The sequence below is a fragment of the Arthrobacter subterraneus genome (assembly GCF_900099735.1).
In the GTDB taxonomy this organism is placed as follows: Bacteria; Actinomycetota; Actinomycetes; order Actinomycetales; family Micrococcaceae; genus Arthrobacter_D; species Arthrobacter_D subterraneus.
On the sequence record NZ_FNDT01000004.1, the window covers coordinates 159108 to 184232 of the forward strand.

The window sequence follows — 25125 nt, forward strand, 5'->3', positions numbered from 1 at the left end:
TGTGACCACTCACGCTGGAGCGTTGGGACGGAAGTTACCAGCGATGGGCCACGTCGATGACGAGCCGGGATGAGGTTCCCGGACCGTCGAGGGTGAAGACCCGGAACGGGAGACGGGCGCGGACACCGAGGCCGAAGGTTGTGCGGCCCTCGAAACTGTCCACGTAGGCCACCTGGCGGAAGGTTGTGAAGCCCGCCACGTTGACCGCTTCAGACCGGACGGCCGGGCTGTAGGTTGCGTTGTACCGCGAGTCGTGGGCTGGCGCGTTGACGGTCACCTGGATATCGGCACCGCCGCGCAGCGGTGTTGCCAGGCCGGAGGTCCCGACGACGGCGCTGACGTACCGGATGGTGTAGCCGGCGCCCTTGCCCCGCACGTCAACCACGAGCCGGTCGAAGCAGGCATGGCGTCCGGCCCGCGCGTTCACCACGGGAGCGCTGGTGTAGGCCGTGCTGGTCTTCGCCAGCGAGCCCCAGGTGATCCCGCAGTAGGGAGCAGCCGAGGCCGGAGTCGGCGCCACCAGGCCGAATCCGACTATGAGAAGCAGACTCGCCAGCAGCGCACGAAGTGTGTGCATGATGCACCACCTTTCAAGGAAGTAGGTGGGATCATCGTAGGACCGCGCGGGGGAAGAAGATCCGCCCCGGAAGCCATCGGCGCCCAACCGTTACGGGCAGCCTGAAATCGCGGATTTTCCCGGAAGTATGGCGCACGAAACGCAACCATTCAGATGCCGCTTTGTCATCCTGTGCTTCTCGCGGGGTCAGACCGTCTGCGGCGTTTTGCCCTGGATCAGCCGCATGGCGGGCTCGGCAAGCCGGGCGGCAACCGGCCCGAAGATGGCCATCAGAAGCACGTAGGCGGTGGCGAGCGCGGCGAGCTCGTCGGTGACCGCTCCGGAGGCCACCGCCAGGCCCGCGATGACTATCGAGAACTCCCCGCGGGCGATGAGCGCAGCTCCGGCCCGTGCACGGCCCAGGCGTCCCACGCCCTGCCGCTTCGCCGCCCACCATCCGGTAGCCACCTTGGTGATGGAGGTGATCACGGCCAGCAGCAGCGCGTAGCCGAGCACGGGCGGGATGGTCGAGGGGTCGGTGTTGAGCCCGAACACCACAAAGAAGACCGCCGCGAACAGATCCCGCAGGGGTTCGAGGATGCGCGTGGCGTTGGTGGCGGTGGCCCCGGAAATTGCGATCCCGAGCAGGAACGCGCCCACGGCAGCCGAGACCTGCATGGCCGAGGCCACTCCCGCGACCAGCAGCGCCCCGCCGATCAGGGTCAACAGGAACACCTCGCGGTCCTTGGAATCGACGATGGCGGACACCGTTCTCCCGAACCGCAGCGCGATCACCAGCACCACGGTCACCACCATCAGCGAGATCCCGACGGCCCGGAGCCCGCCGGCGAAGCTCACTCCGGCCAGGACTGTGGTCAGGATGGGCAGGTAAATGGCCATTGCGAGGTCTTCGAAGACCAGCAGGGACAGGACCACCGGCGTCTCCCGGTTGCCGAGGCGGCGCAGGTCCGTCAGCACCTTCGCGATAATGCCCGACGACGAAATGTACGTCACTCCCCCGAGAACCAGCGCCCCGACTCCTCCCCATCCCAGCACCAGCGCAATCAGCGCCCCGGGCAGGAAGTTGAGCACGATGTCGAGCACCCCTGCCATCCAGGACTGCTTCAGGCCCGTCACCAGCTCCCCGGCGGTGTACTCCAGGCCGAGCAGCAGGAGCAGGAGGATGACCCCGATTTCACTGGCGATGGCGCTGAATTCCTCGAGCCCCTGCAGTTCCACGAACCCGCCCTGCCCGAAGAACAGCCCACCGATCAGGTAGAGCGGGATGGGCGACAGGCCGATCCGGCCGGCGAGCCGCCCCAGGACGCCGAGGCCGAGGAAGACGGCGCCCAGTTCAATGAGTACCAGCGCGCTGTGACTGCCCACCTGCGGCTCAGCCGCCGCGCAGAATCTCTGCGGCGGCGTCGAGTCCGTCAGCGGTTCCGACGGCGACCAGCAGGTCTCCTGCGGCCAACGTGAAGTCAGGGCCCGGGGAAGCCTGCACCTGGCCGCGCCTCAACAGGGCGACGATGGAGACACTGGTGCGGCTTCGCATCCTGGTGTCACCGAGCTCGCGGCCGTCGAAGGGCGAACCCGCCTCAATGAGAATCTGGCGGGTGCTTACTCCGGCCAGGTCCCGATGCTCCTCCGCCAGCTGGGCCACCAGCGGGTGCGCTCCCAGCAGGTTGCCCAGGGCGAAGGCTTCCTCCGCGGTCAACGGAATCGAGGCGATGCAGGCATCCGGATCATCGGCCCGGGACACAATCAGCTCGGTCTCGCCGTCGCGCTGGATCACCGTCCCGATCCGGCGGCCCGACGCCGTCACAATGTCCTTGCGCACGCCGATCCCGGGGAGAGGCGTTTCTTCAACCTTCATACCTGTAACTCTAGACCCGCCGGAATCGCCCGGTTGTCGCGCTTGCGACGCTTGTCGCGGTTGTCGCGCTCAGGAACGTCCGGCGGCCAGTGCGGCGGCAACCGGGTGACCCGCTCCGTTTCCTGCCCCTGTCCCTGTCCCGGTGATCAGCCCGGCCGCCAGTTCAGCAATGGCCGAGGACGTCTGGAACCCGTAACCGCCCTGGCCTGCCAGCCAGAAAAATCCCTCGGCCTCCGGGTCGAATCCCACCACCGGCAGTCCGTCCGCCGCCTGGGTCCGCAGCCCGGTCCACGCCCGCAGCACCGTTCCGATGTCCAGCGTGGTCAGGCCGTTCAGCCGGGAGATCAGCGACTCAAGATCCTCCGGACGCGGCTGCGCGTCTTCCGGCACACTTGGAACTGATTCGGCCGGGGAAATCAGCAGGCCGTCGTCGTCCCGGCGGAAATAGAAACTGTCATCCGCGGCGGCCACCATGGGCGAGTCCGGGGCGGGGGCCCGGCCCGCTGCCGTGACGGCGGCCGTCCGCCGGTAGGGCCGCAGGCCCTGGGTGGCGACCCCGGACAGGACGGCCAGTTCATCTGCCCACGCACCCGCCGCATTGACGACGACGGCGGCATGCACCGCCTGCGCACCGGCACCGACTTCCCACGCCGTGCGCAGCCGCTGAACCGAGTGGACGCGGGCGCCGGTCAGGATTTGGGTGCCACCCGCCTCCGCCCTTGAGCGGTGGTGGTCCAGCAGCAGGTCGGTGTTGCAGCCGACGGCGGTGGTGTCGAGTCCTGCGGCGTCGTAACCTGCCGCACCCGCTGCCGGCCCGATCTGCGGGCACAGCCGGACCGCGTCATCCCAGGAGATCCGCTCCATGGCTCCGCTCGCCCGGGCGGCGACGTTCTCCTCGGAGCCGACCAGCAGAAAACTGCGGGGCGTCAGCACCGGCGCTGGCAGGTCCTGTTCGGCTTCCCGGATGAGCCGGAGCGTCCGGTCGGTCAGCCGCTGGACCACCTCCGGCCCGTAGCTCGGGATGAGCTGCCTGGCCGAGCGGGAGGAGGTGTGGTAGGCCAGCGAATGTTCGGCCTCGACGAGGATGACCCGCAGTTTCGCCCGGTCATCGGCGGTGAGCGCCGACGCGAGTGAAAGCCCCGCGATGCCGCCGCCCACAATGATCACGTCTGCTGTCTCAGCCATCTGCGTTCCGTCCCCTCACGTTCCGCTGGTGCTCTCTCAGCTAGTGCTCTTCCAGCGCGACACACAGCACGGAGGCGTCATCAGCCGACTCGCCGATCTCCTCCTGCGTGGTCCGCAGGATCAGCATAAGCTCCTGCGCCCCCAACGGCGTCTGCACCGCCTCAAGAAACTCCTCCGGTCCGCTCACCAGCCCGAGGTCGACCGCGCGCCAGGCACCGTCCGAGGCGAGCGCGACCGTGTGCGCCGGCTCGAGGACGGCAAGCCGGGCGTGGTGGGCTGCGGCCGGTTCGCGGCGCGCCACCCACACCCCCTCGGGGGTGTTCCGCGCCAGTCGCGCCTCGCGCAGCCGGTCCGCCGACCACGACGATCCGGCGAGCGCCTCCCCGACGTGCACCACCTCCCCGCTATTGAGGGCCGCAACCACGTGGCAGTCGGCGAGGCTGAGGACGGACAGGGCGCCGCCGTCGCCGGCTGTGACCAGAGAGACCGCGGCGCTTGGGAAACGCTGGGACTCCGGGCCCACCAGCTGGTGTCCCAGCTCGTCCACCGCGGCGAGCGCCGCTGCCAGGACCGCGCGGGGGTCCTCCGGCCCGGCGCTTTCGGCGAGCGCCAGGCCGAGGACCTGGGCGTACCACGAGGGGTTCGACTCGCCGGGGAGATCCAGTTCGTCGAGGAGGGAGGTGGCGCCGTCGATCATCCAGGCAGCGTTGGCCCGGTAACCGCAGGCGTCCTCCATGACGTGATTGTCGCCTTCGGTCGTCACGCGTGAGATGTGCCTGAAGTTCATCAGCGGGGCCCTTCGTCGGTCAGTACGTCGTCCAGGATCCGGAGGCCCATGGACCGGTTGCCGGGGTGATCGTCGGAGGTGGCGGCCATGGCGGCGGCGATGCACAGTGCCCAGCCGCGTGCCCGCTGCCAGGTCGCGGCGTCGGTGGGACATCCGGCCGTCACGGTGTCGATGAAGGTGCGCCGGCCGGCCCGGTCGAAGACCAGCCAGGCGGCGGCGAGGTCGGTGGCCGGGTCTCCCGCGGTCAGGTCGCCGAAGTCGAGCACTGCGGCCAGTCTGCCGCGCGCGTCCAGGAGGAGGTTCGCCGCATGCAGGTCCCCGTGCAGCCAGAGCGGCGGGCCGGTCCACCCGGGCTGGTCCCGCAGCCTCCGCCACAGTCCGAGGAGTTCGGGTGAGAGTCCGGCTGAGGTGATTCGCCGTTCCACGGCCGCGCTCCGGCCGGACAGGAGGACCCCCCGGACCGGATTGTGCGGAGCGTCGGCCGGGGCGGGGCGCTGGAACGCGGTCACGAAGTGCGCGAGGTCAGCCGCCGCGCGGCCACGGTCGCCCGGTTCAATGCCTGCCGCGGGCGTCCCCTCCACCCAGCGCGTGATGGTCCAGTACCAGGGAAAGGACGGCGACGGCGCGCCCGTCCGCAGCGGAACCGGCACCGGCACCGACACCGCAAGCCCGTTCGCCAGCTCGGGCAGCCACCGCTGTTCGTTGCGGATCAGGCCGGCCGCGGCCCGGCGGCGCGGCAGACGGACGGCGAACCCGTTGCCGAGGCGGAAGATGGCGTTGTCCCAGCCGTTGGCGACCGGCGTCAGCGGCAGGTGCGCGAGGTCCGGGTGCTGTTCGGCGAGCAGCCGCCGGACCAGCCCGGCGGTGATGTGCACCTCGGCTGCCGGCATGTTTGCCACGTCTACTCCGCCCGTCAAGGGAGCAACCTGGACTGGCGTGAGCGGAATACTGCCCACCTGTGTCCAGGTTGCTCCCACTCCTGTCCGGTCTAGCCTTCGACTCCGAGGCGTTCCAGGATCAGCTGGCGCACCCGGCCGGCGTCTGCCTGCCCGCGGGTGGCCTTCATGACGCCGCCCACAATCGCGCCGACCGCCTGCAGCTTCCCGCCGCGAATCTTGTCGGCGACATCCGGCTGCGCGGCGAGGGCGCCGTCGATCGCTTCCAGCAGGGCGCCGTCGTCGGAGACGACCTCCAGCCCGCGCTGCGCCACCACTTCGGTGGGCGTGCCTTCCCCGGCGAGGACGCCGTCGAGCACCTCGCGGGAGAGCTTGTCGTTGATCCTGCCCGAGTCGATGAGGCCCTGCAGCTCCACGATCAGCGCCGGGGTGACACCCAGCTCTGCAGGTTCGACGTCGGCGACCTTGGCCCGGCGGGAGATCTCGCCCATCCACCACTTGCGCGCGGTGGCCGGCTTGACGCCCGCGGCGATGGTCTCCTCGATCGAGTCCATGACTCCGGCGTTGACCACGTCGCGGAACTCCGCGTCAGAATAGCCCCAGTCGGCCTGCAGGCGCTTGCGGCGGGCGGCAGGAGGTTCGGGAAGTTCGCTGCGGAGCTTCTCGATCCAGGCGTCATCCGTGACCACAGGCACCAGGTCCGGTTCCGGGAAGTACCGGTAGTCATCGGCGTCGGACTTGGGGCGCCCCGCCGTCGTCGACCGGGTGTCCTCGTGCCAGTGGCGGGTTTCCTGGGTGATGGTGCCGCCGCCGTCGAGCACTGCGGCGTGGCGCTGGATCTCGTAGCGGACCGCGTGTTCGACGGCGCGCAGCGAGTTCACGTTCTTGGTTTCCGTGCGGGTGCCGAACTTCTCCTGGCCCTTGGGCTTCAGGGAGACGTTGGCGTCGCAGCGGACGTTGCCGCGTTCCATGCGGGCATCGGACACCCCGAGGTTCTTCACGATCTCGCGGATGGCCGCGACGTACGCCTTGGCCAGTTCCGGTGCGCGCTCCCCCGCTCCGACGATCGGCTTGGTGACGATCTCCACGAGCGGAACGCCGGCACGGTTGTAGTCCACCAGTGAGAACTCGGCGCCCTGGATCCGGCCGGTGGCCCCGCCCATGTGGGTGAGCTTGCCGGCGTCCTCCTCCATGTGCGCCCGTTCGATCTCCACGGTGAACACGGTGCCGTCGGCGAGCTCGATGTCGATGGAGCCGTCGTAGGCGATCGGCTCGTCATACTGCGAGGTCTGGAAGTTCTTCGGCGTGTCCGGGTAGAAGTAGTTCTTCCGGGCGAAGTGACACCGTTCGGCAATCTTGCAGTTCAGCGCCAGGCCGATCTTGATCGATGACTCCACGGCCACCCGGTTGATCACCGGGAGGACGCCGGGCAGGCCGAGGTCCACGGGGGTCACGTTGGTGTTCGGGGTGTCACCGAAGGCGTTCGGTGCGCTGGAGAACATCTTGGTCCGGGTGTTCAGTTCCACGTGGACCTCGAACCCGAGTACCGGATCGAACTTCTCCATGGCCTCTTCGAAGGACAGGATGTCAGCGGTTGCAGTACTCATTTACTTTCCTCCACCAATCTCGGGTGCCTGTGCCAGCAGCGGGCCGCCCCAGGTGTCTTCGAGCAGCGCTTCCAGTGCGGCGCCGGCCCGGTAAAGCCGTGCGTCCTGGCGTGCGGGGGCCAGGAACTGGATGCCCACCGGCAGGCCGTCGGCCAGGCCGCCCGGCACAGAGATACCCGGGACACCGGCCATGTTCGCCGGGATGGTGGCGACGTCGTTCAGGTACATGGCGAGCGGATCGTCCAGCTTCTCCCCCAGCTTGAAGGCCGTGGTGGGTGCGGTGGGCGAAATCAGGACGTCTGCCTGGGTGAACGCGGCGTCGAAATCACGCTGGATCAGGGTCCGGACCTTCTGCGCGGAACCGTAGTAGGCGTCGTAGTAGCCGGCGCTCAGCGCATAGGTGCCGAGGATGATGCGGCGCTTCACTTCGTCTCCGAAGCCGGCGGCGCGCGTGGCTCCCATGACGCGTTCAATGGTGGGAGCGCCGTCGGGTACCACCCGCAAACCGAACCGGACGCCGTCGTACTTGGCGAGGTTGCTCGACGCCTCGGAAGGCATGATCAGGTAGTAGGCGCCGAGGGCGTACCTGAAGTTGGGGCAGGAAACCTCGACGACGTCGGCACCCGCCTGACGCAGCAGATCCAGCGCTTCCGTGAAGCGCGCCTGGACGCCGTCCTGGTAGCCCTCGCCCTGCAGCTCCTTGATGACGCCGATGCGCAGGCCCTTCACATCGGCATTGCGGGCGGCTTCCACCAGGGCGCCGACCGGGTCGGTCAGGGAGGTGGAATCGTGGGGATCGTGTCCGCCGATGACCTCGTGCAGCAGCGCGGAGTCGAGGACCGTACGCGTGACGGGACCGATCTGGTCCAGGGAGGACGCCATGGCGATGGCGCCGTAACGGGATACCCCGCCATAGGTGGGCTTCACGCCGACGGTGCCGGTGACGGCGCCGGGCTGGCGGATGGATCCGCCGGTGTCCGTGCCGAGGGCCAGCGGCGCCTCGAAGGCGGCGACGGCGGCCGCCGACCCGCCGCCGGAGCCTCCCGGAATCCGGTCAAGGTCCCAGGGGTTCCGGGTGGGACCGTAGGCCGAGTGTTCCGTGGAGGAACCCATGGCGAACTCGTCGAGGTTGGTCTTGCCGAGGATCGGCATCTTCGCGTCGCGCAGGCGCCTGACCACGGTGGCGTCGTACGGGCTGTGCCACCCCTCGAGGATCTTCGAGCCCGCCGTGGTGGGCTGGCCCTTGGTGACGATCAGGTCCTTGACGGCGATGGGTACGCCGGCGAGCGGATGCATGGCGTCGCCGAGCGAACGCTCCTTGTCCACCTCGGACGCGACGAGCAGCGCCTCGTCCGTGTTGACGTGGAGGAAGGCGTTGATGGCCCGGTCCACCTCGCCGATGCGGTCAAGGTGGGCCTGGACGGCTTCGACGGCGGAAACCTCGCGGGAGGTGAGCTTCTCGGCGAGCTGGGCAGCGCTGAGCCTGGTCAGATCTGTCATGGTCTACTCCCCGTCCAGGATGGCGGGGACCTTGAAGCGGCCGTCCGCGTTGTCGGGGGCGCCGCTGAGGGCCTCCTCGTTGGACAGGGTCTCCCCGATGACGTCATCCCGGTACACGTTGCTGAGCGGGATCGGGTGGCTGGTTGCCGGGACGTCGTCTCCGGCCACTTCGCTGACGGTCTTGATGGAGTCGACAATGACGGAGAGCTCGCCGGTCATCCGGTCCAGCTCCTCGGCGCTCATGTCGATGTGGGCGAGCCGGGCAAGATGCGCGACGTCCTCACGGGTGATCTCGGGCATGTTTCTCCAGGATCTTGAAATGGTCTGGGTTTCGGGTTCTAGTCTAAGCGCGGCGTGGAACAGCGCTGTCCGTTCCGGCGCCGGCCCGATCCCGTTCCAGCACCAGCCGGAAGACCCACAGCTCGATGTCCGTGCCGGGTACCCACCAGTCCCGGCTGGGCACCCGTTCGAAGCCGAGCGACTCATAGAGCCGGTGGGCGCGGACCATATCGGTTCCGCTGGTCAGGCTGACAGCGGAAATCCCCTCGAGGCTCCGTGCGTAGTCAATGATCCATTCGACCATCCGCCGTCCGAAGCCGCCCCGCTGAACCGCCGGGTCCACCGCGAGCATCCGGAACTCGAGTTCTCCGGCAATCGCGATGTCCGTATACCGCTGGCCCTCGAACGTGACGGCGAAGGAGCCGACAACGGTTCCGTTTTCCTCCGCGACCCATACCTCCGCGTGCTCGGCCCGGTGTTCCACGTCGGTGAGGATGCGGACGTACGGATGGAGCGGGTCGCTGAAGTAACCGGCATGGAGGTAGGCATCGCGCGTGATGCGGCGGACGTCGTCGTAATCGGCAGCCGTTACCCGGCGGATGGTGAAGCTCATGGCACAGGCCCTACCCTCGAAAAGGAACCCGGGAGGATGTCTCCCTACAGAAAGTTCAGGATCTCATCAAACACGTCGTCGGGCACTTCCTCGGGGAGGTAGTGGCCGGCGTCGAGCGCTTGGCCGGAAACGTTCTTGGCCACTGCGCCCCAGAGGGCCAGCGGATCAAACTGCCTGCCCACCACGCCGTGCCGGCCCCACAGGATGCGCAGCGGGGTTTCGGCCAGCAGCCCAAGGTCCCTGTCCTCGCGGTCATGATCCAGGTCCACGGTGGCCGACGCCCGGTAGTCCTCGCACATGGCGTGCACGGCGCCGGGGCGGGACAGGGCGGCCACGTAGCGGTCGAGGATCTCCGGTGGGAAGGGGGCCAGGCCGGCGTACCGGCTGCCCATCAGGTTCTCGACATAGGCGCGCGGATTCGCCTCGATCAGCGACTCGGGCAGCGGGTGCGGCTGGATCAGGAAGAACCAGTGGAAGTAGGCCTCGGCGAAGGCCCGGTTGGTTGAGGCATACATGTCCAGGGTCGGGGCGATGTCCAGGAGCATTGCGGCCGAGACCAGGGACGGATGATCGGCAATCAGCCGGTGCGCCACGCGGGCGCCCCGGTCGTGGGCGCACACGGCGAACTTCTCAAAACCCCGCTGGGCTCCGAAGTGTTGCATCAGCAGCACCTGATCGCGCGCCATGGTGCGCTTGCTGTAGGCGTGGTGGTCCGGGTCAGCGGCCGGGATCCCCGAGGAGCCGTAACCGCGCAGGTCCGGGATGATCACGGTGTAATGCTCCGCCAGCCGGTCCGCGATCCGGTGCCACATGAGGTGCGATTCCGGGTGCCCGTGGAGGAGCAGGAGCGGCGGCCGGGACTCCCCGGTGTCACGGGAGATCCGGCCTGCGATCCCGACGTCCCCGAGGGGCACGGAGAACTCGTCGAAAGTCTCGAACATGCAGCACTACCCGCGCTTCCTCAATCGTGGTGGATGCCACCACAATATCGGCGTCTAGACCGAAAGCTTGTAGACGTGCAGGGCGAAGGAGTCGGTGAGCATGAAATCCCGGGCAGGGATACGGGTGAAGTTGAGCGACTCGTACAGGGCATGCTGCCCGTTCATCTGCGGTGCGATCGTCAGGACCACTCCGGACAGGTCCGGATCCCGGCGTGCACGCTCGATGACTTCCTCGACCAGCCGGTGCGCGATCCCCTTGTGCTGTTCGCCCGGTTCGACCGCGAGCATCCGGAACTCAAGTTCACCGTCATGGGCCACATCGCTGAAGTCACCGCCCGGGCGGGTCACGAAAACCGAACCCACAATCTTCCCGCCCGATTCAGCGACCAGCAGGGATGAGCCCGCGTGCCCCTCCTCGATTGCCGCCAGGATGTGGTTGAAGGCGTACTCGTCGTCAATGTATCCCGCGTTGGAATAGGCCTCGACGGTGATCCGCCGGATCTCCCCGAAGTCATTCCTGTCCGCAGACCTGACCGTAATGTCCATGAACGCCTCCTCATGCGTCGGGACTGATGATCCGAGTGTGGCAGACCAATGGCACTTTGGCCCCCGGCGAATGCAACGATCAGATTAATTCGCCCGGCTGCTGGTAAACCCGGTCAGGCCCTGGATTCCAGCTGCTTCGCCAGATCGAGGACCGGCTGCGGGCCGGCGGCCGTGAAAGCGGAGAAACGCTCGGCTTCGTCGGGCCCCGCATCCAGCACCGAGGACAGGTCCGGGCGCAGGACGGCAACTCCCGCCTCTTCGGCGATCAGCGCGCCCGCCGCCCAGTCGTGCTCATTCAGGGCCCGCTCCACGTAGGCATCCAGCGTGCCGTCAGCCACCATGCACAGGTCAAGCGCGGCCGAGCCGATCCGCCGCAGGTCGCCGTGACCGGCCAGCAGTTCGCCCAGCTCGCCCAGCTGCTGGGAGCGCTGCGCCGGGTTATAGGTGAATCCGCTGCCCACGATGGTGCCCGCCCGGCCGGCGACCGGACCGTGGAGCTGCCGCACCGTGCCCCGTTCACGGACCCACGCCCCCTGGCCGCGCGATGCCCAGTACACCCGGTCCAGCGCAGGTGCGTGGACGACGCCGGCCAGCCAGTCGCCGTCGTGATCCACCGCTGCCACGGAGGTGCAGTAGTAGACGATGTTCCGGATGAAGTTGGTGGTTCCGTCCAGCGGGTCGATGGACCAGCGGATGCCGGAGGGCTGCCCCTCGGGCACCGTGGTGCCGTATTCCTCGCCGGTGATCGCGTCGTGGGGGCGGGAACGCCAGATGACGTCCCGGACGGCGCGTTCGGCAGCGGTGTCGAAGGCGGTCACCCAGTCGCTGTCCGAGCTTTTGTTTTCGGCCTGGAGCTCGCCCTCGCTGCGGGCCTCGAGCACTGCGGCGCCCGCGGCCGCGGCCTGCAGGGCAACGTGCAGCAGCTCGGCCGGGCTGGCGCTGGGAGTCATACGTTTCCTTCCTCAAGCAGTGTGCGGAATCCGTCCTCATCGAGGATGGTCAGGCCCAGCTGCTCGGCCTTGTCCAGTTTGGTGCCGGCGTTCTCTCCGGCGACCACGTAACTGGTGTTCTTCGACACCGATCCGGAGGCCTTTCCCCCGCGCCGGATGATTGCTTCCTTGGCCTCGTCGCGGCTGAACCCCTCGAGGGATCCGGTGACGACGACGGTGAGTCCCTCGAGCGTGCGCGGCACGGATTCGTCAACCTCGTCTGCCATGCGGACCCCGTCCTCGGCCCACCGGTCGACAATCTCGCAGTGCCAGTCCTCCGCGAACCATTCCTTCAGCGCCGCCGCGATGGTGGGCCCGACGCCGTCAACGTTGGCCAGTTCCTCCTCGCCGGCGCTGCGGATCCGGTCCATGGAGCCGAACGCGGTGGCCAGCGCCCGCGACGCCGTCGGTCCGACGTGCCTGATGGACAGTGCAACGAGCACCCGCCACAGCGGCTGGGACTTCGCCTTCTCCAGTTCGGCGAACAGTTTCCGGGTGTTGGCGGTGGGCTCGGAGGGCTTTTTGGCGGTGCCGCGGGTGTAGAAGTACGGGACCAGTTCCTGGCCGGTGACCACGCCCTTGACCTTCTTGTCGCGAAGGATGCGCACGTCCGCGAGTTTTTCCGGGGTGAGCCTGAACAGGTCCGCTTCCGTGGTCAGCGGCGGCACTGCGGGCTCGGCGGGCTGGGTGAGCGCAATCGCCGCTTCCCAGCCCAGCGCCTCGATGTCGAAGGCGCCGCGCCCGGCGACGTGGAAGACCCGCTCGCGCAGCTGCGACGGACAGGATTTCGCGTTGGGGCAGCGGATATCGACGTCGCCCTCCTTGGCCGGAGCCAGCGGTGTTCCGCAGGACGGACACTCGGTGGGCATGACGAACTCGTAGGGCGGCGGGTCCTGCTGCGAACGGAGCGCAACCACCGGGCCCACGATCTCGGGGATGACGTCTCCGGCCTTGCGGAGCACCACGATGTCGCCGATCAGCACACCCTTGGCCTTCACGACTTCCTGGTTATGCAGGGTGGCCATCTCCACGGTTGAGCCGGCCACCTTGACGGGGACCATCATCCCGTAGGGCGTGACACGGCCGGTGCGGCCCACGTTGACCCGGATGTCGAGGAGCTTGGTGTTCACTTCCTCCGGCGGATACTTGTAGGCCACCGCCCACCGGGGTACCCGGGAGGTGTGTCCGAGGGAGCGCTGCAGGGCGAAACTGTCCACCTTGATAACGATCCCGTCGATTTCATGCAGCAGGTCATGGCGGTGCTCGCCGTAGTGCCGGATGAAACCGAGGACCTCCTCATACGTTTCGAGGACCTTGAAGTAGGGCGAGACGGGCAGCCCCCACTGCCTGAGCAGCCCGTACGTCTCGGACTGGCTTTCCGCCTCCAGGCCCTCGCGCGCGCCGATGCCGTGCACGTACATGTCCAGCGGCCGCTGGGCCGTGAGTGCCGGGTCCTTCTGCCGGAGGGAACCCGCCGCTGCGTTGCGCGGGTTGGCGAAAGGGGCCTTGCCGGCCTCGACCATGGTCTCGTTGAACTGTGCGAACTCCTTCGAGGGGAAGAACACCTCACCCCGGATTTCCACCTCGGCGGGATGGTTGGAGCCGCTGAGCTTCCGCGGGATGGTCTTGATGGTGAGGACGTTGTGCGTGATGTCTTCACCGGTTGTGCCGTCACCGCGGGTTGCGGCGCGGACCAGCTCACCGTTGCGGTATAGCAGGTTGACCGCGAGGCCGTCGATCTTCAGTTCGGTCAGCCAGGACACCGTACTTCCCGGGCGCTGCGACTCGATGCTCGCCTCGGCGCGCCGGACCCAGGCCTCAAGCTCGGCGGTGGAGAAGACATCCTCCAGGCTGTACATGCGCTGCAGGTGCTGTACCGGTGCGAAGGCGGCCGACACATCACCGCCGACCTCCTGGGTGGGTGAATCATTGGAGATCAGCTCCGGGTGCTCCGCTTCGATCTGCTCCAGCAGGCGGAACAGCGCGTCGAACTCGGCGTCCGAGACGATGGGCGCGTTCTCGTTGTAGTAGGCGAAGCGGTGCCGCCGGACCTCTTCGACGAGACGGCCGTACTCCTCCTTCAGCCCGGCATCGGGCTCTGCACCGGCGGGCAGTTCCACCTCGGGACGTGCTCCGGATTGCGTATCGGCATGCTGGTTCACTGTGGCCACGCTTCCTATCTTGCCCCAGACCCCCGACACTTGCCCCGCGCCGGAGTTTTTGTCGCCGTTCTGCGCCCAAGACGCAGTCTTGGCAGCAGAACGGCGACAAAAACTCTCCCTGCACGGTTAACGGAAACGGCCCGCAGCCGAAAGCTGCGGGCCGTTGCCGTAAAAAGGGCGCCTACGCGTTGGAGGTGGCTTCCTGGTCCTGGCGGTTGCGCTGGACGGTGGCGCTGACTTCCTGCAGCTGCGCTGCGATCTGGGTCAGCTGCGCACGGTGGGTTTCCCACTCGCCGCGGAACCGCTCGGAGTCCGGGCCAACCCAGGCGGTGTTGCCGAGCTGCTGGGTCAGCTGGTTGGCGGTCTGGTTCAGTTCTTCGGACTTCTGGGTCAGCAGCTGTGCCAGCTGCCCCATCTGCTCCGGGTTGTTACCGTGCGTAACGTTGCTCATTGTCCCCACCTTTCGTCTGTGGCGGTCCGGCATTTCCGGAACCTCCCTGCCCTGCCGGTGCTCCCGTCTCCGGGGCCCCCGACCGGGCGACTGCTTACAACCTATCCAAGCCCTTCGCCAGGTGTCGATGGGGACCGCTCCCCAAGGAGCGCTACCCATCCCTGCCGCGCCCCGCGCGCCGCAACTCAGTCCAGCCCGCCCATCGTGGTGGCGACCTGGACCCGGTAGGCCTTGCCCCTGCCGATGACGTATCCGCGCCCCGGGATGAAGCGGTTGCCCGCCGTCCTGCCGAGGGAGGTGTTCAGGAGGGTGTCGCCGTCGAGCTCGTTGGGGTTGAGCAGCAGGCCCCGCCTGCCGGCCTTGAACGGCCCGGACAGGTTCCAGGCGCTGGACCACGTTGAGGTCTCGGCCTCGCCGACCACCCACTGCCCGGCCTTCACGGCAGCCTTCACCAGCGTGGACAATCCGAGTTCCGCCGGCGAGTCGGTGAACTCGGTGAGACCCTCGATGAAGAACGCCACGGAGCTTTCCGGCCCGTCCACCAGGGAAGTGAGCCGCGACAGCTCGGGCTGGACCAGTGCCGCGGTGGCATACGCCTCGTCCCACAGCCCGAGGGACGCCACCGTTGAGCGGCGCGAGCCGAGATAGATCCGCCGGACGTGCGGCGAGGACTTCTGCAGCGCCGCCGCCAGCGTCACCAGGGCGACCGTGCGCCCGGACCCGGGCGGCCCGGACACCATGAACGCTCCCGTGGCGGCCACCGCCGCCGGTTCGAGGTTGAAGTCGTCAACCCCGATGACGGCAGAACCGGTTTCACCGGCGGGCAGCACGTCGAGGTCGATTGATTCCGGGAGGCTGAGGACCCCCGGTGCCTGCCGGACCCCCTGGCGCAGCATCGCCTCCCGCATGCGCTCCACCTCGCGGGCCTGCAGCTCGAGGTTGGCGTTCCCGCCGAACACGGCAAGCTGCACTTCCTGCCCGTCCAGCAGGCCGCGCCCAGGCGGTGAGGTGCTCGAGAGCACATCGCGTGGCACCCCGAGGGTCGAGTAGTCGTCCTTTCCCGCCATCCGCAGGATGATCCGCCGGCTGATGGAGGACGCCAACGACGGCGGCAGCGAGTTGGTGCGCTCACCGGTCACGACAATGTGGATGCCCATGGGACGGCCGTCGGTGGCGATCTGCTGGAACAGTTCGAAGTGGCGTTCGCGCCCCTTGAACTCGTAGGTTTCGCGGAAGGTGGTGATGCCGTCCACCAGGAGCAGGATCCGCGGTTCGTCCGGTTTACCGGCGAGCCGCCGGTACTCGGTGATGGTGCCGGCACGCACTTCGGCGAAGCGGTCCGCCCGCTCGTTGATGATCCCGCGCAGGTACCTGAGCAGCCGGCCGATCCGCTCGGAATCCTCACCGTCGAGGACAGCACCGACGTGCGGCAGCTGCGCCAGCATCTGCAGGCCGTTGGACGCACAGTCGATGCCGTAGACCTGCACGGGACCGCCGCGCACCGTCACCGCCGACCCGATCGCCAGCGTCCGCAGCGCCGTCGATTTGCCGGACCCGCCGGAGCCCAGGATAGCGAGGTTCCCGTCGATGTCGGGCTGGTAGGACACGGTGGGCTGCGCCTGGTGTTCCGGGTCATCCACCACGCCCAGCAGCAGCGACTCGTCGGTGCGGGGGTTCGGCAGCTTCGAGAAGTCATAGGCCTCCGCGAGTTCGGCCAGCCATGGTTTACGGGGCGGCCTGATGCCCAGTTCCACCGCCGCCTGCGAGACGTTGGCGACGATGCGGGCGATATCGTTCGCGCCGCCCGGCTCGGCAACGGACTCCCCCGCGGCGGATTCCCACCGTGCCCCGGACCCGAAGTTCATCTCCACCACGTCGATCCGCGGGCGCGCCGGTTCCCGGGTGGTCCAGCCGCCGGCATAACCGGTCTGGAAGCTCTGGATGCGGCCCGGCCCCGTCTTCGCCGCTCCGCGTCCGGGGATGGAGGGGCTGAAGTATGCGGCCATGGGGGTGCCGAGGATGTCCTGCGAATCGTCGGTGTCCGCCATCCGCAGCGCGATCCGCAGGTTGGTGTTGGCCCGCAGGTTGTCCTTGATGACGCCGGAGGGACGCTGAGTGGCGAGGATGAGGTGCAGCCCGAGTGAGCGCCCGCGGGCGGCGATGTCCACCACCCCGTCCACAAACTCGGGAACCTCACGCGCCAGCGCCGCGAACTCGTCCACCACGATGACCAGCGACGGCGGAGTGTCCGGATCCGCCTCCCGCTCCATCGCCAGCAGGTCCTTGGCTTTCTTGCGGTTGAAAAGGTGCTCGCGGTGGTGCAGTTCGGCCCGCAGCGAGGTCAGCGCCCGGCGCACCAGGTGCGGTGAGAGGTCCGTGACCAGTCCGACGGTGTGGGGCAGGTTCACGCAGTCGGCAAACGCCGCGCCGCCCTTGTAGTCGACAAACAGGAAAGTCAGCCGGTCGGGGCTGTAGGCGGCCGCCATCCCGAGTACCCACGACTGCAGGAACTCTGACTTGCCGGCACCGGTGGTCCCGCCGACCAGCGCGTGCGGACCCTCCGTCTTGAGGTCCAGGTACATGGGTTCGACGCCCTTGGACCCGACCAGCGCACGCAGCGATCCCTGGTGCTTCCGGTTGGGCACCGCCCGCGAGGCCACCGAGTTGTTTTCCGTCCAGCGGTCCGCGACCGCCGTCGTCTCCTCCATCAGTTCGTGGCCGGCAAGCGTCACATAGGACACCGCGCGCGGAAGGTCCGAATCATCCTCCACCGGTTTTCCGACGTCGACGACGGGAGTCAGCATCCGTGCCAGCTGGCCGGCCAGCTCAAGGTCCACGCTTTCGCAGCTCACCGGCGTGGAAAGCTCACCCAGGCGCACCTGCCCGCTGACGTTCGCCGCGTCGCCGTCGACGAACAGGAAGTCGCGGCAGGCGGCGGGCAGCGCCGCCACTGTCCCGGCCACCCACAGGACATGGACCCCGACGTCGGCTCCCGCCTCAGCGACGCGGGTCAGCCGGGCGCGGTCCACGGTCACGTCATCCTCGACGATCACCAGGACCGACGGCGTCACGGGCGCCGGCAGATCCAGCTCCCTGGCGGGATCGAGGCGTCCGCGAAGCGCCGCGGAGGTCCGCTCGGCCGAGCGCACCGACACCAGGTCTTCCAGCCGGGACAGCAGCAGCCCGGCCGCGGCGGGACCGGCCGCCAGGTGGTCGCCGCCCAGCGGGCTATGGACGGATCCGGTGTGCGGGAGCCATTGCAGCCACCCCCACCGCTCCTTCGACTGGACGCTGGTCAGCGCGACGACGGCCAGTTCCGCCGGCGAGTGGAGCCCGATGGCCTGGATCACGAGGCCTCGGGCGACGCTGTCCACCACCCCGCGGGCACCCGCGACGCCGAGCGCACCGGACAGGCGCAGGTTCGCGACGATCGGCACATCGTCGATGTAGGCGTACTCCTCGGCCGCGTCGCGGATCTCCTCCGAGTACTCGGGCAGGGTGTCGGACCCCGCGGGTTCCGAGAGCTCTATCCGGGAGTGCGCACGGCCGGTACCGAAGCGCACGGTGAGGAAGAAGTCGTGTTCGGGGCGGTGCGTCCACAGCAGCGGACCGAGTTTGTAGATGGCATCGACCGTGTCCGCGACGGAGGGTGCCTCGGCGTGCCGGACTGCCCGCTCCACCTTGCGGGTCCGGTCGATGTCGCTGCGGAAGAACGCCATGGATGAGTGGAACTGCGCCACTGCTTCGCGGAACGTCCGCTTCGCCGTGATCCGCTGGTCAAGGTAACTGCCCACCAGGATCATCGGCATCATCAGGATGAAGATGAGGCTGAACGGGCTGCGGGTGATGGAGAACATGATGGCGCCCAGCAGGATCGGCGCGATCAGCAGCAGGTAGGGGAACCGCTGGGGGTTCGGCCGCCGCGGGCCCGCCGGAAGCTGCTTCGGTTTCTCCCTGAACGCCGGCACCACCCGGGGCGAGCGGTTGAACTCGACCACCGGATTGGTGGGGTCCGCCGAGTAGGCGCGGGTCAACGGCACCACGGCCACGGTGGTATCGCCCAGGGTGATCTCATCCGCGCTGGTCAGCGACGTGCGCTCTACCCGCGTGCCACCCATCAGCAGCCCGTTGGCCGAGTTGGTGTCGATGATTTCGATGCCGTCCGCGACGTTGATGCGGGCGTGGCGTTTGGACATCATGGGATCGGAAAACCGGATGTCGCAGTTGCGGTCCCGGCCGAGGTAGCTGGCTCCGGCGGGCAGGGAGAATTCCTTGCCGGCGTCGGGTCCGGACAGCACGCGGAGGGTGGCGACGGCGGGGCCGCGGTCCTGGCCCGGCACGTTGAACTGGTCGCTGACGCGGCTGATAGTCACGGTGGAACCGGGACGCAGGCCGGATTCGAAGAGGCTCACCGTGGGATTCAGTGTCCGGCCGCGCATGCCGCCGGCCACGTAGGACTCCTCGACGGTCAGCGAGAGCTCCCCCGGCGGTTCTGCTCCCGCACGTCCCGGGTCGGCGACGTACAGTTCGCGGGCAACGTCGCTGACGGTTGCCAGCCCGTCCACGGTGACGGCGAGATCCTTCGCGGGGTCGGGGTCACGTCGCAGGGTGAGGCGCAGCAACATGTCAGGAACACTCCGGGTGGTTGGGAAGGACGGTCGGGTTGGGACAGCACGCAGACGCGTCAGTCCTCATCCGCTTTGCCCTTCATGGTTTCGAGCAGGTGCAGGTCTTCGGGGGTGACGATGTGGGAGGTCACCGCATGCTCAACCAGCCGCGCCCGCCGGTTGGTGGCAAGCTTGCCGCCGCCGCCGCGCAGGCCCACCACACCGACCCGGTCCAGCTTGTCGCAGACGTTGTCGAGCTTGCGGTTGAACTTGGTCAGCGCCCAGCCCAGGCGCTGCGCCGCCGCGGCCGAGGACGGAATGGAGCTGAAGCCCGTGCCCTCGCGTCGGAGCATCGGTTCGGCGAGGGCCACGATGAGCGCGCGCTGGGAATCGGTGAAGCGCACCGGGCCTATGGTGGTTGTCCCCGAGCCGTCGTCCACCTGGCGCTCCTGGCGGAACGCGGGGGTCTTGAGGTGCACATCGAACTCGTAGGTGGTGGGCCCGGCCGTGAAGACCACGCGGGTCTGCCCGAACACCAGCGGAATCCGCGCCCCCGGGGCCACCCAGGCCTGCATCCCGCCGGTGGTGTCCGCCACGGTCGCCGACAGCATGGTGCCCACGTTGTTCAGCCACCAGATGCCGTTCTGGCGGGCAATCTGGAGGAACTTCCGGTGCAGGTACGGGTTGTCATCAACCTCGAGGTCACCCTCGCGCCCGATGTTGAACGGCCCATCGTCCTTCGGCTCATGCCACTCGCCGCAGAAATCTATTGCCAGTTCCCCCACAGATGTTCCCTTCGACTCACTCAGGCCAGCAGGCACGTTCAGGCTCCGATGCAGTTCCGTTTGCCCGCACTATCTGTATATCAGCGCAGGTGGGTCCGTCCGGGTTGGCCACGACGGGGGCTTCGGTCTGGACTGTCCGGTCCCAGTCACCTTCCTCCTGCACGGTGACCGTCCGGAACCGGTACACGTCCCCGTCCTGCGGATCGGGGTTGGTCCAGGTGAAGACCACAGCGTTGCCGGACTCCTCCGCGGTGATGTCCGTCGGCGTCGGGACAACTCCCTCGACACCGGCGAGCGCATCGGCCGGCGGCTGGGTGGGCGGCGCCACGGCGGGCTCCTCCTCCGGCTGTCCGTTGAGGACCGCGAACGCGCCGAGCACGACGGCGGCAAGCACCACCAGTCCCAGGAGGATCCCTGCCAGCGGCCCCCGCTTCCGGCGCACCGGGTCGGGTTCCTCCGTTTCCGTTTCCGCGCCCGGCCCCGCGGGGCGGTGGACGGTGGTGTCCAGCCGCACCGAGTCGGCGTGCGGATCCCTGCCGCGCAGCACCGTGCGGTCCCGCCAGCCCTGGTCATCGGTTGCGTCGGTCTCGGCATCCGGCTGCGCTGTACCGGAGGAGGACCACGACGACGACGGCGACGGGTAGGTGGGCACGCCCGGCTGCGCCTCCCGGGCCGGTGCCGTCCGCGCGGCCGGCGAGAAGGTGGGCGAGAAGGTGGGCGATTCCGGGTCGATGGAGACCACCTTGCGCACCCGGGTGGCCTCGGCGCCGTCGTCGTCCTCGCGGACGTGTTCGGTGTCATCGAGCACTTCGAAGGGGGTGACCGAGATGCCCAGCTCCGTCTGGATGCGCTGCAGCGTCAGCGCGAATGAGTGCGCGGAGTCGTAGCGTGCGGCCGGGTTCTTCGCCATGGCGGTGGCAAGGGCGAGCTCGAGGGACTGCGGCAGATCGTCCCGGCCGATCGGGGCGAGCGGCATGGAGCCGATGCGGTCCATGAGCTGACGCTGCGAATTGTCCATTCCGGGGAAAACAAACGGCGAGCGCCCCGCAAGCAGGGTGTACAGGGTGGCGCCGAGGGACCAGACGTCCATCCGGACGCCGTCCACGGCGCCGCCGTCGAACGCTTCCGGCGGCGACCACGGGATGGACATGCCGAGGTCCTCGTCGGCGCCGCCGTCGGTGGTGCCGGAGATTCCGAAGTCCGTGAGCGCGGGACGGTTGTAGTCGGTCACCAGGATGTTGGCGGGCTTGATATCCCGGTGCACAATCCCGGCGCGGTGCGCGGACTCGACGGCGGAGGAGACCTGGACTCCGATCGCGAGAGTCTCCGCGAGGGACAGCCGGCCCTTGCGGTACCGCACGTCCAGGCTGGGCCGGGAGCAGTATTCCATTGCGAGGTAGGAGTGGCCGTCATCGGTGATGTTGGCTTCGTAGATGGTGACGATGTATGGGTGCGTGGAGAGCTGGGCCATGAGGTTGGCCTCGGACTCGAATGCCTTCCGGGCACCCTCGGTGAGCAGCCCGGAGACCAGGACCTTGACGGCCACGCGCCGGCGGGGGCGGTCCTGCTCATACAGGTAGACGTCGGAGAAGCCGCCGGATCCGAGCAGGCTGACGTAACGGTAGCCGGGGATGTGCGGCGGCGGCGCGGCGGCGCGGCGTGAACTCATCGCAGGCCCTCGAAGCGCAGGAAGACGTCGTCGCCGAGCTGGGCGACGTCACCGTCGAGCAGGAACGCGCTCTCGCCCTCCCCCAGCCGCCGGGGCGGCTGGCCGGCGCGGATGAGTACCGTGCCGTTCGTGGCCTTGAGGTCGCACAGCAGGACGTGCCAGCCGTCGAGCCGGACCTCGACGTGGGAGCGGGAGATGTCGCCTCCGGCGCTTGTCACCTGCACCAGCTTCGGCATTCCGCTGCCCTGTACCCGGGAGACGGAGGGCTGCCGCCCGATAATCAGCGACTGGTCCAGCTCCACCACCTCACCGGTCGAGATGCGCATGGTGCCGAGGCTGGGGCGCCGGACCCGGCGCGGCTCGCCGTCCAGCGGCTGCGAACAAAGACCGCAGTCGGGTGCTTCGGGCGGGTTGGCGTGGCCCTGACCGCACAGCCGTGCCAGGACCAGCGGTCCTGTCCCCGGGCGGACGTCGGATCCGGGCTGGGATGTGGCTTCGGGCTGGGCACTGGATCCGGGCTGGGACGGTGCGGCGGTGTGTAGGTCGCTGCGCATGATCGTGTGGCCGTCGTGGTCAGAATCCTGCCCGGTGGAGGGCGGGGTTGGCGCCGGCTCTCCGTGCGGGACCGGCAACGGCACCGCCGGGGAGTCGGGTTCGGGGCTCCTGCGGATCCAGGGTACGGAGTCGATCAACTCGCCGGGCGCGGACACCGGGATGGGCGTCGGAGCGGGTGTCGGACCGGGTTGGCTGGGCGCTGCCGGCTCGGGTCTGGGTTTGGGTTCGGATTCAGGAGCGGGCTCGGCAACAGGCGCCTCCGGTGAAGGAGCATCCGGAACCGCGGGGAGATCGTCCTCTTCCGGCGGGCGCACGGCAGCATCCTCCACACGCCGCACCACCGTCCGGTCCCACAGGTGGTCATAGCCGGTGGACTGCGACTCCGGGTCAGGGTCCTGCGAGTTCAGATCCTGCACGAGCTGGTCCTGCACGCGCGGGTCCCGCCCGCCGGGAAGCTGCAGGTCCGGATCCTGGCCGCCGGCAGTACTGGCGCCGGGAGCGCCGTCGCCGTCGCCGGAGCTGTCGACGGAGGTCAGGTACAGGCTCGGGTTGATGGTCGCTGATTCCTCGGCCTCCAGCGCACCGGTCATTGCCCGTTCGGGGTCAAGGTCATTCACGCTTACTCCGGACGCGCGGACAATGCCGGCCTCCAGCGGAAAGGCCGGAGCATCGTCGGCTCCGCGGGCAGGACCGGCACGCAGGGTGAACCCACCGCCGTCGATGATCCGCTCCGTCCAGGTGGTGACGTCCTCACCGGAGAGCTCGACCGGAGCGGCACTGCCGTCAGGGGCGACAGTCAGGCGCACCGCCCCGCGCAGCAGCACGTGCAGCCGGTCGGTGTAGGACACCACGCCGAAGGGAGGCATGGACTCGAGGCCCTGGCCGAAGCCGCCTGCGACGATCGGCAGGACCGCCTGCAGGTGCGGGTTCTCCCCGAGCTGGTTCCACAGCCGGTCCAAGACCTCCGGCGCCGTGCCCGCCGGCACCAGCACCACGACGCCACCGCGCACCACACTCAGCCAGTCCTCCCCGGGGAGGTAGCGGACACCACTCACGAACGCTCCGCTTCCGCCTCGGCAGCGGCGGCTGCTGTATCCGCACCGATGGTCCGCGGCGCCGTGGTGTGCAGGTCGGCATCGCCGTCGGCGCCGTGCGCGTCCACCACAACCACCGTCACGTTGTCCCGCGCTCCGCAGCGCAGCGTCTCCTCCACCAGGGCGTCCGCCGTCTGCTGGGGGTCGGTCAGCGAGCTGAGCAGGCTGTAGATGCGCTCCTCGGGCACCTCGGTGCTCAGTCCGTCCGAGCAGATGAGAATCCGGTCCCCCACTTCCACGGGCATCAGCCAGTAGTCGGCCTCGGAGTCGTCGCCGGTTCCCAGGGCGCGGGTGATGACATGCCGGCGGGGATGGCCCGCCGCCTGTTCCTGCGTGATGTGTCCTCGGTCCACCAGTTCCTGCACCTCGGAGTGGTCCACGGAGATCTGGCCGAAGCGGCCCTGGCTCAACCGGTAGGTCCGCGAATCACCGACGTTGAAGAACAGCCAGTACGGCATCCCCGATTCCTCGACGAGGACCACGCCGGACAGCGTGGTTCCGGCGCGGCCTCCCGTCTCGGCGCGGATGTGTTCATCGGCTTCCCGCAGCAGGTCCTCGAGGTCCGCGGCGGAAAAGACCGGGCTGTGCTCGCCGATGATGGAGCTCTCCCCGAGGGTCCGCACGCAGATGCCGGAGGCCACCTCCCCTGCCTCGTGGCCGCCCATGCCGTCCGCCACGGCGAAGATCGGCTCCGATGCGATCAGTGAGTCTTCATTCAGTTGACGCTTGAGGCCGCGGTCGGTCGCGTACCCAACGGTGAGTTTGATGTCCCAGTCCTTTGCCTGTTCCTGATGATTCATGCCTGTTCCACCCTGAAGCTGCGGTCCCCGAAGTGCACGGTGGAGCCCGGTGCCGCCCAGTGCTGCTGTCCGCCCGGGAGCGGGGTGCGCGCGCCGTCGGGGGCTGTCACCGCGCTTCCGTTGGTTGAGTGCCGGTCCGTGACCACCAGCCGGCCGGCCTCCACGCTCAGGTGGAGGTGGGTCTTCGAGACCGAGCGCCCCTCGTCCGGAACAGGGATGAGCTGCGCTGCTTCACCGGCCCTGGCGGCAGGATTGCGGCCGATGAGCGCTGCGGACTGCAGCACCAGGTCCTGTCCGTCGTCGAGCACTATCCGCACGGCCGGCGGGCCGGCAGCGGGAGCAGCGGAGCGTCGGGAGACAACCGTCTCCCCGGCGTCGTCATCCGGGTGGGTGATACCGAAATCGTGCAGCGGTGAGGTGGGGCCGGTAGGAACCTTCTCGGACTGGAAAACCACCGGCACCGGCCCGGACGCCGGTACGGGCGCTGCGGAAGCCTCCGGCCGGGAGACCACAGGGGAGGACACCGGCTGCAGCGCCGGGGGCGGCGGCTGCGGAGCGAACGACGACGGCCCGTTGATTCCGCCGGTCTCCAGCGGATTGCGTCCCCGCCGGACGTCGAACACGAACGTCCTTGCCGCCTTGTCATGCCAGCCCTGGCGCTTCCCGTTGGAATCGAACAGGTTGGAGACCATCACGACGACAAACCCGATGACCGGGATAATTCCGGAGAGCCCGATAATGAGGTTGCGCAGGAAGACGGCCATCCAGCCGGGGGCGAACCCCTCCTCGTTGGTGGTCCGCAGACCGAACATCAGGTTGCCGGGGGTTTTGCCGGTCTTCGCTTCCCAGCCCCACAGGAGAACCCAGTAGCCGAGCGACAGCAGGCTGCCCGCACCGACCACCACAAAGAACATGCTCAGATCCACGACGGCGGAACTCGCCGATACCTGCTCGTAGCCGATCAGCGGCATCCCGACGGCGGCCGCAACTCCCGTGATCAGCGCAGGCGGGATACCGTCAACCAGTTTTGCTCCCAGCCGCTTGCCGGCCGGACCGTTCTCAAGGTTGAGCTGAGCCATGGCGCCCTGCCGTCCTCCCTCACCGTCTCTCCGGGCATCAGGATGCGTCGGCGCACTGCCCGGTGGGTCCACTGTACGGACATGCGCGCTGCGATTGGGAATGGAAGCGCCGCAGCGCACGCAATACGCGGTGCCGGGAGCCACCGGC

At 68.5% G+C, this 25125-nt stretch carries 21 protein-coding genes; all 21 read right to left on the minus strand.

All coding sequences use genetic code 11. The annotated features are described in order from the left end of the window. Positions 1-34: 34 nt before the first annotated feature. Positions 35-577 (minus strand): AMIN-like domain-containing (lipo)protein, encoded by a 543-nt coding sequence (locus BLS52_RS06975; RefSeq protein ID WP_090585420.1) that lies wholly within the window; start codon positions 575-577, stop codon positions 35-37. Positions 578-763: 186 nt separating this feature from the next. Continuing rightward, positions 764-1942, minus strand: coding sequence for a cation:proton antiporter (locus tag BLS52_RS06980; protein ID WP_090585422.1), 1179 nt, complete (start codon positions 1940-1942; stop codon positions 764-766). Positions 1943-1949: 7 nt separating this feature from the next. Beyond that, on the minus strand, positions 1950-2432 hold the full coding sequence (locus tag BLS52_RS06985) for a cation:proton antiporter regulatory subunit (protein WP_090585424.1): 483 nt from the start codon (positions 2430-2432) through the stop codon (positions 1950-1952). A 69-nt stretch (positions 2433-2501) separates the two neighbouring features. Next, entirely contained in the window at positions 2502-3617 is a 1116-nt protein-coding gene (locus tag BLS52_RS06990; protein WP_090585426.1) for an NAD(P)/FAD-dependent oxidoreductase, read from the minus strand. Between the two features lie 40 nt (positions 3618-3657). Then, the gene (locus tag BLS52_RS06995; protein WP_090585428.1) at positions 3658-4404 is read right to left on the minus strand and encodes an NUDIX hydrolase; all 747 of its coding nucleotides are present in this window, start codon (positions 4402-4404) and stop codon (positions 3658-3660) included. Next, on the minus strand, positions 4404-5294 hold the full coding sequence (locus BLS52_RS07000; protein WP_090585525.1) for an aminoglycoside phosphotransferase family protein: 891 nt from the start codon (positions 5292-5294) through the stop codon (positions 4404-4406). The genes BLS52_RS06995 and BLS52_RS07000 overlap by 1 nt, the downstream gene beginning before the upstream one ends. A gap of 98 nt (positions 5295-5392) precedes the next feature. Then, positions 5393-6907, minus strand: coding sequence for an Asp-tRNA(Asn)/Glu-tRNA(Gln) amidotransferase subunit GatB (gatB, locus tag BLS52_RS07005; RefSeq protein WP_090585430.1), 1515 nt, complete (start codon positions 6905-6907; stop codon positions 5393-5395). Next, the gene (gene gatA, locus BLS52_RS07010) at positions 6908-8407 is read right to left on the minus strand and encodes an Asp-tRNA(Asn)/Glu-tRNA(Gln) amidotransferase subunit GatA (protein WP_090585432.1); all 1500 of its coding nucleotides are present in this window, start codon (positions 8405-8407) and stop codon (positions 6908-6910) included. 3 nt (positions 8408-8410) lie between these two features. Continuing rightward, positions 8411-8707 (minus strand): Asp-tRNA(Asn)/Glu-tRNA(Gln) amidotransferase subunit GatC, encoded by a 297-nt coding sequence (gene gatC, locus BLS52_RS07015; RefSeq protein WP_026544702.1) that lies wholly within the window; start codon positions 8705-8707, stop codon positions 8411-8413. A 43-nt stretch (positions 8708-8750) separates the two neighbouring features. Next, on the minus strand, positions 8751-9299 hold the full coding sequence (locus BLS52_RS07020; RefSeq protein WP_090585434.1) for a GNAT family N-acetyltransferase: 549 nt from the start codon (positions 9297-9299) through the stop codon (positions 8751-8753). A gap of 44 nt (positions 9300-9343) precedes the next feature. Continuing rightward, on the minus strand, positions 9344-10240 hold the full coding sequence (locus BLS52_RS07025; protein ID WP_090585436.1) for an alpha/beta fold hydrolase: 897 nt from the start codon (positions 10238-10240) through the stop codon (positions 9344-9346). Positions 10241-10294: 54 nt separating this feature from the next. Beyond that, entirely contained in the window at positions 10295-10786 is a 492-nt protein-coding gene (locus tag BLS52_RS07030; RefSeq protein WP_090585438.1) for a GNAT family N-acetyltransferase, read from the minus strand. 113 nt (positions 10787-10899) lie between these two features. Next, the gene (locus BLS52_RS07035; protein WP_090585440.1) at positions 10900-11736 is read right to left on the minus strand and encodes an inositol monophosphatase family protein; all 837 of its coding nucleotides are present in this window, start codon (positions 11734-11736) and stop codon (positions 10900-10902) included. Continuing rightward, the gene (ligA, locus tag BLS52_RS07040; RefSeq protein ID WP_245702746.1) at positions 11733-13895 is read right to left on the minus strand and encodes an NAD-dependent DNA ligase LigA; all 2163 of its coding nucleotides are present in this window, start codon (positions 13893-13895) and stop codon (positions 11733-11735) included. The genes BLS52_RS07035 and ligA overlap by 4 nt, the downstream gene beginning before the upstream one ends. 223 nt (positions 13896-14118) lie before the next feature. Continuing rightward, complete coding sequence (locus BLS52_RS07045) at positions 14119-14388, minus strand: WXG100 family type VII secretion target (protein ID WP_026544706.1); 270 nt, start codon at positions 14386-14388, stop codon at positions 14119-14121. 185 nt (positions 14389-14573) lie between these two features. After that, entirely contained in the window at positions 14574-19013 is a 4440-nt protein-coding gene (locus tag BLS52_RS07050) for a type VII secretion EssC family protein (RefSeq protein WP_090585442.1), read from the minus strand. A gap of 59 nt (positions 19014-19072) precedes the next feature. After that, entirely contained in the window at positions 19073-19780 is a 708-nt protein-coding gene (locus tag BLS52_RS07055; protein WP_026544708.1) for a flagellar basal body rod protein FlgC, read from the minus strand. A 16-nt stretch (positions 19781-19796) separates the two neighbouring features. Further along, a complete protein-coding gene (locus tag BLS52_RS07060; RefSeq protein ID WP_090585443.1) occupies positions 19797-21449 on the minus strand; it encodes a serine/threonine protein kinase in 1653 nt (550 codons plus the stop codon). Then, positions 21446-23059, minus strand: coding sequence for an FHA domain-containing protein (locus BLS52_RS07065; protein ID WP_090585445.1), 1614 nt, complete (start codon positions 23057-23059; stop codon positions 21446-21448). The genes BLS52_RS07060 and BLS52_RS07065 overlap by 4 nt, the downstream gene beginning before the upstream one ends. Beyond that, a complete protein-coding gene (locus BLS52_RS07070) occupies positions 23056-23898 on the minus strand; it encodes a PP2C family protein-serine/threonine phosphatase (RefSeq protein ID WP_090585447.1) in 843 nt (280 codons plus the stop codon). The genes BLS52_RS07065 and BLS52_RS07070 overlap by 4 nt, the downstream gene beginning before the upstream one ends. Next, complete coding sequence (locus BLS52_RS07075; protein ID WP_090585449.1) at positions 23895-24977, minus strand: RDD family protein; 1083 nt, start codon at positions 24975-24977, stop codon at positions 23895-23897. The genes BLS52_RS07070 and BLS52_RS07075 overlap by 4 nt, the downstream gene beginning before the upstream one ends. Positions 24978-25125: the final 148 nt, after the last annotated feature.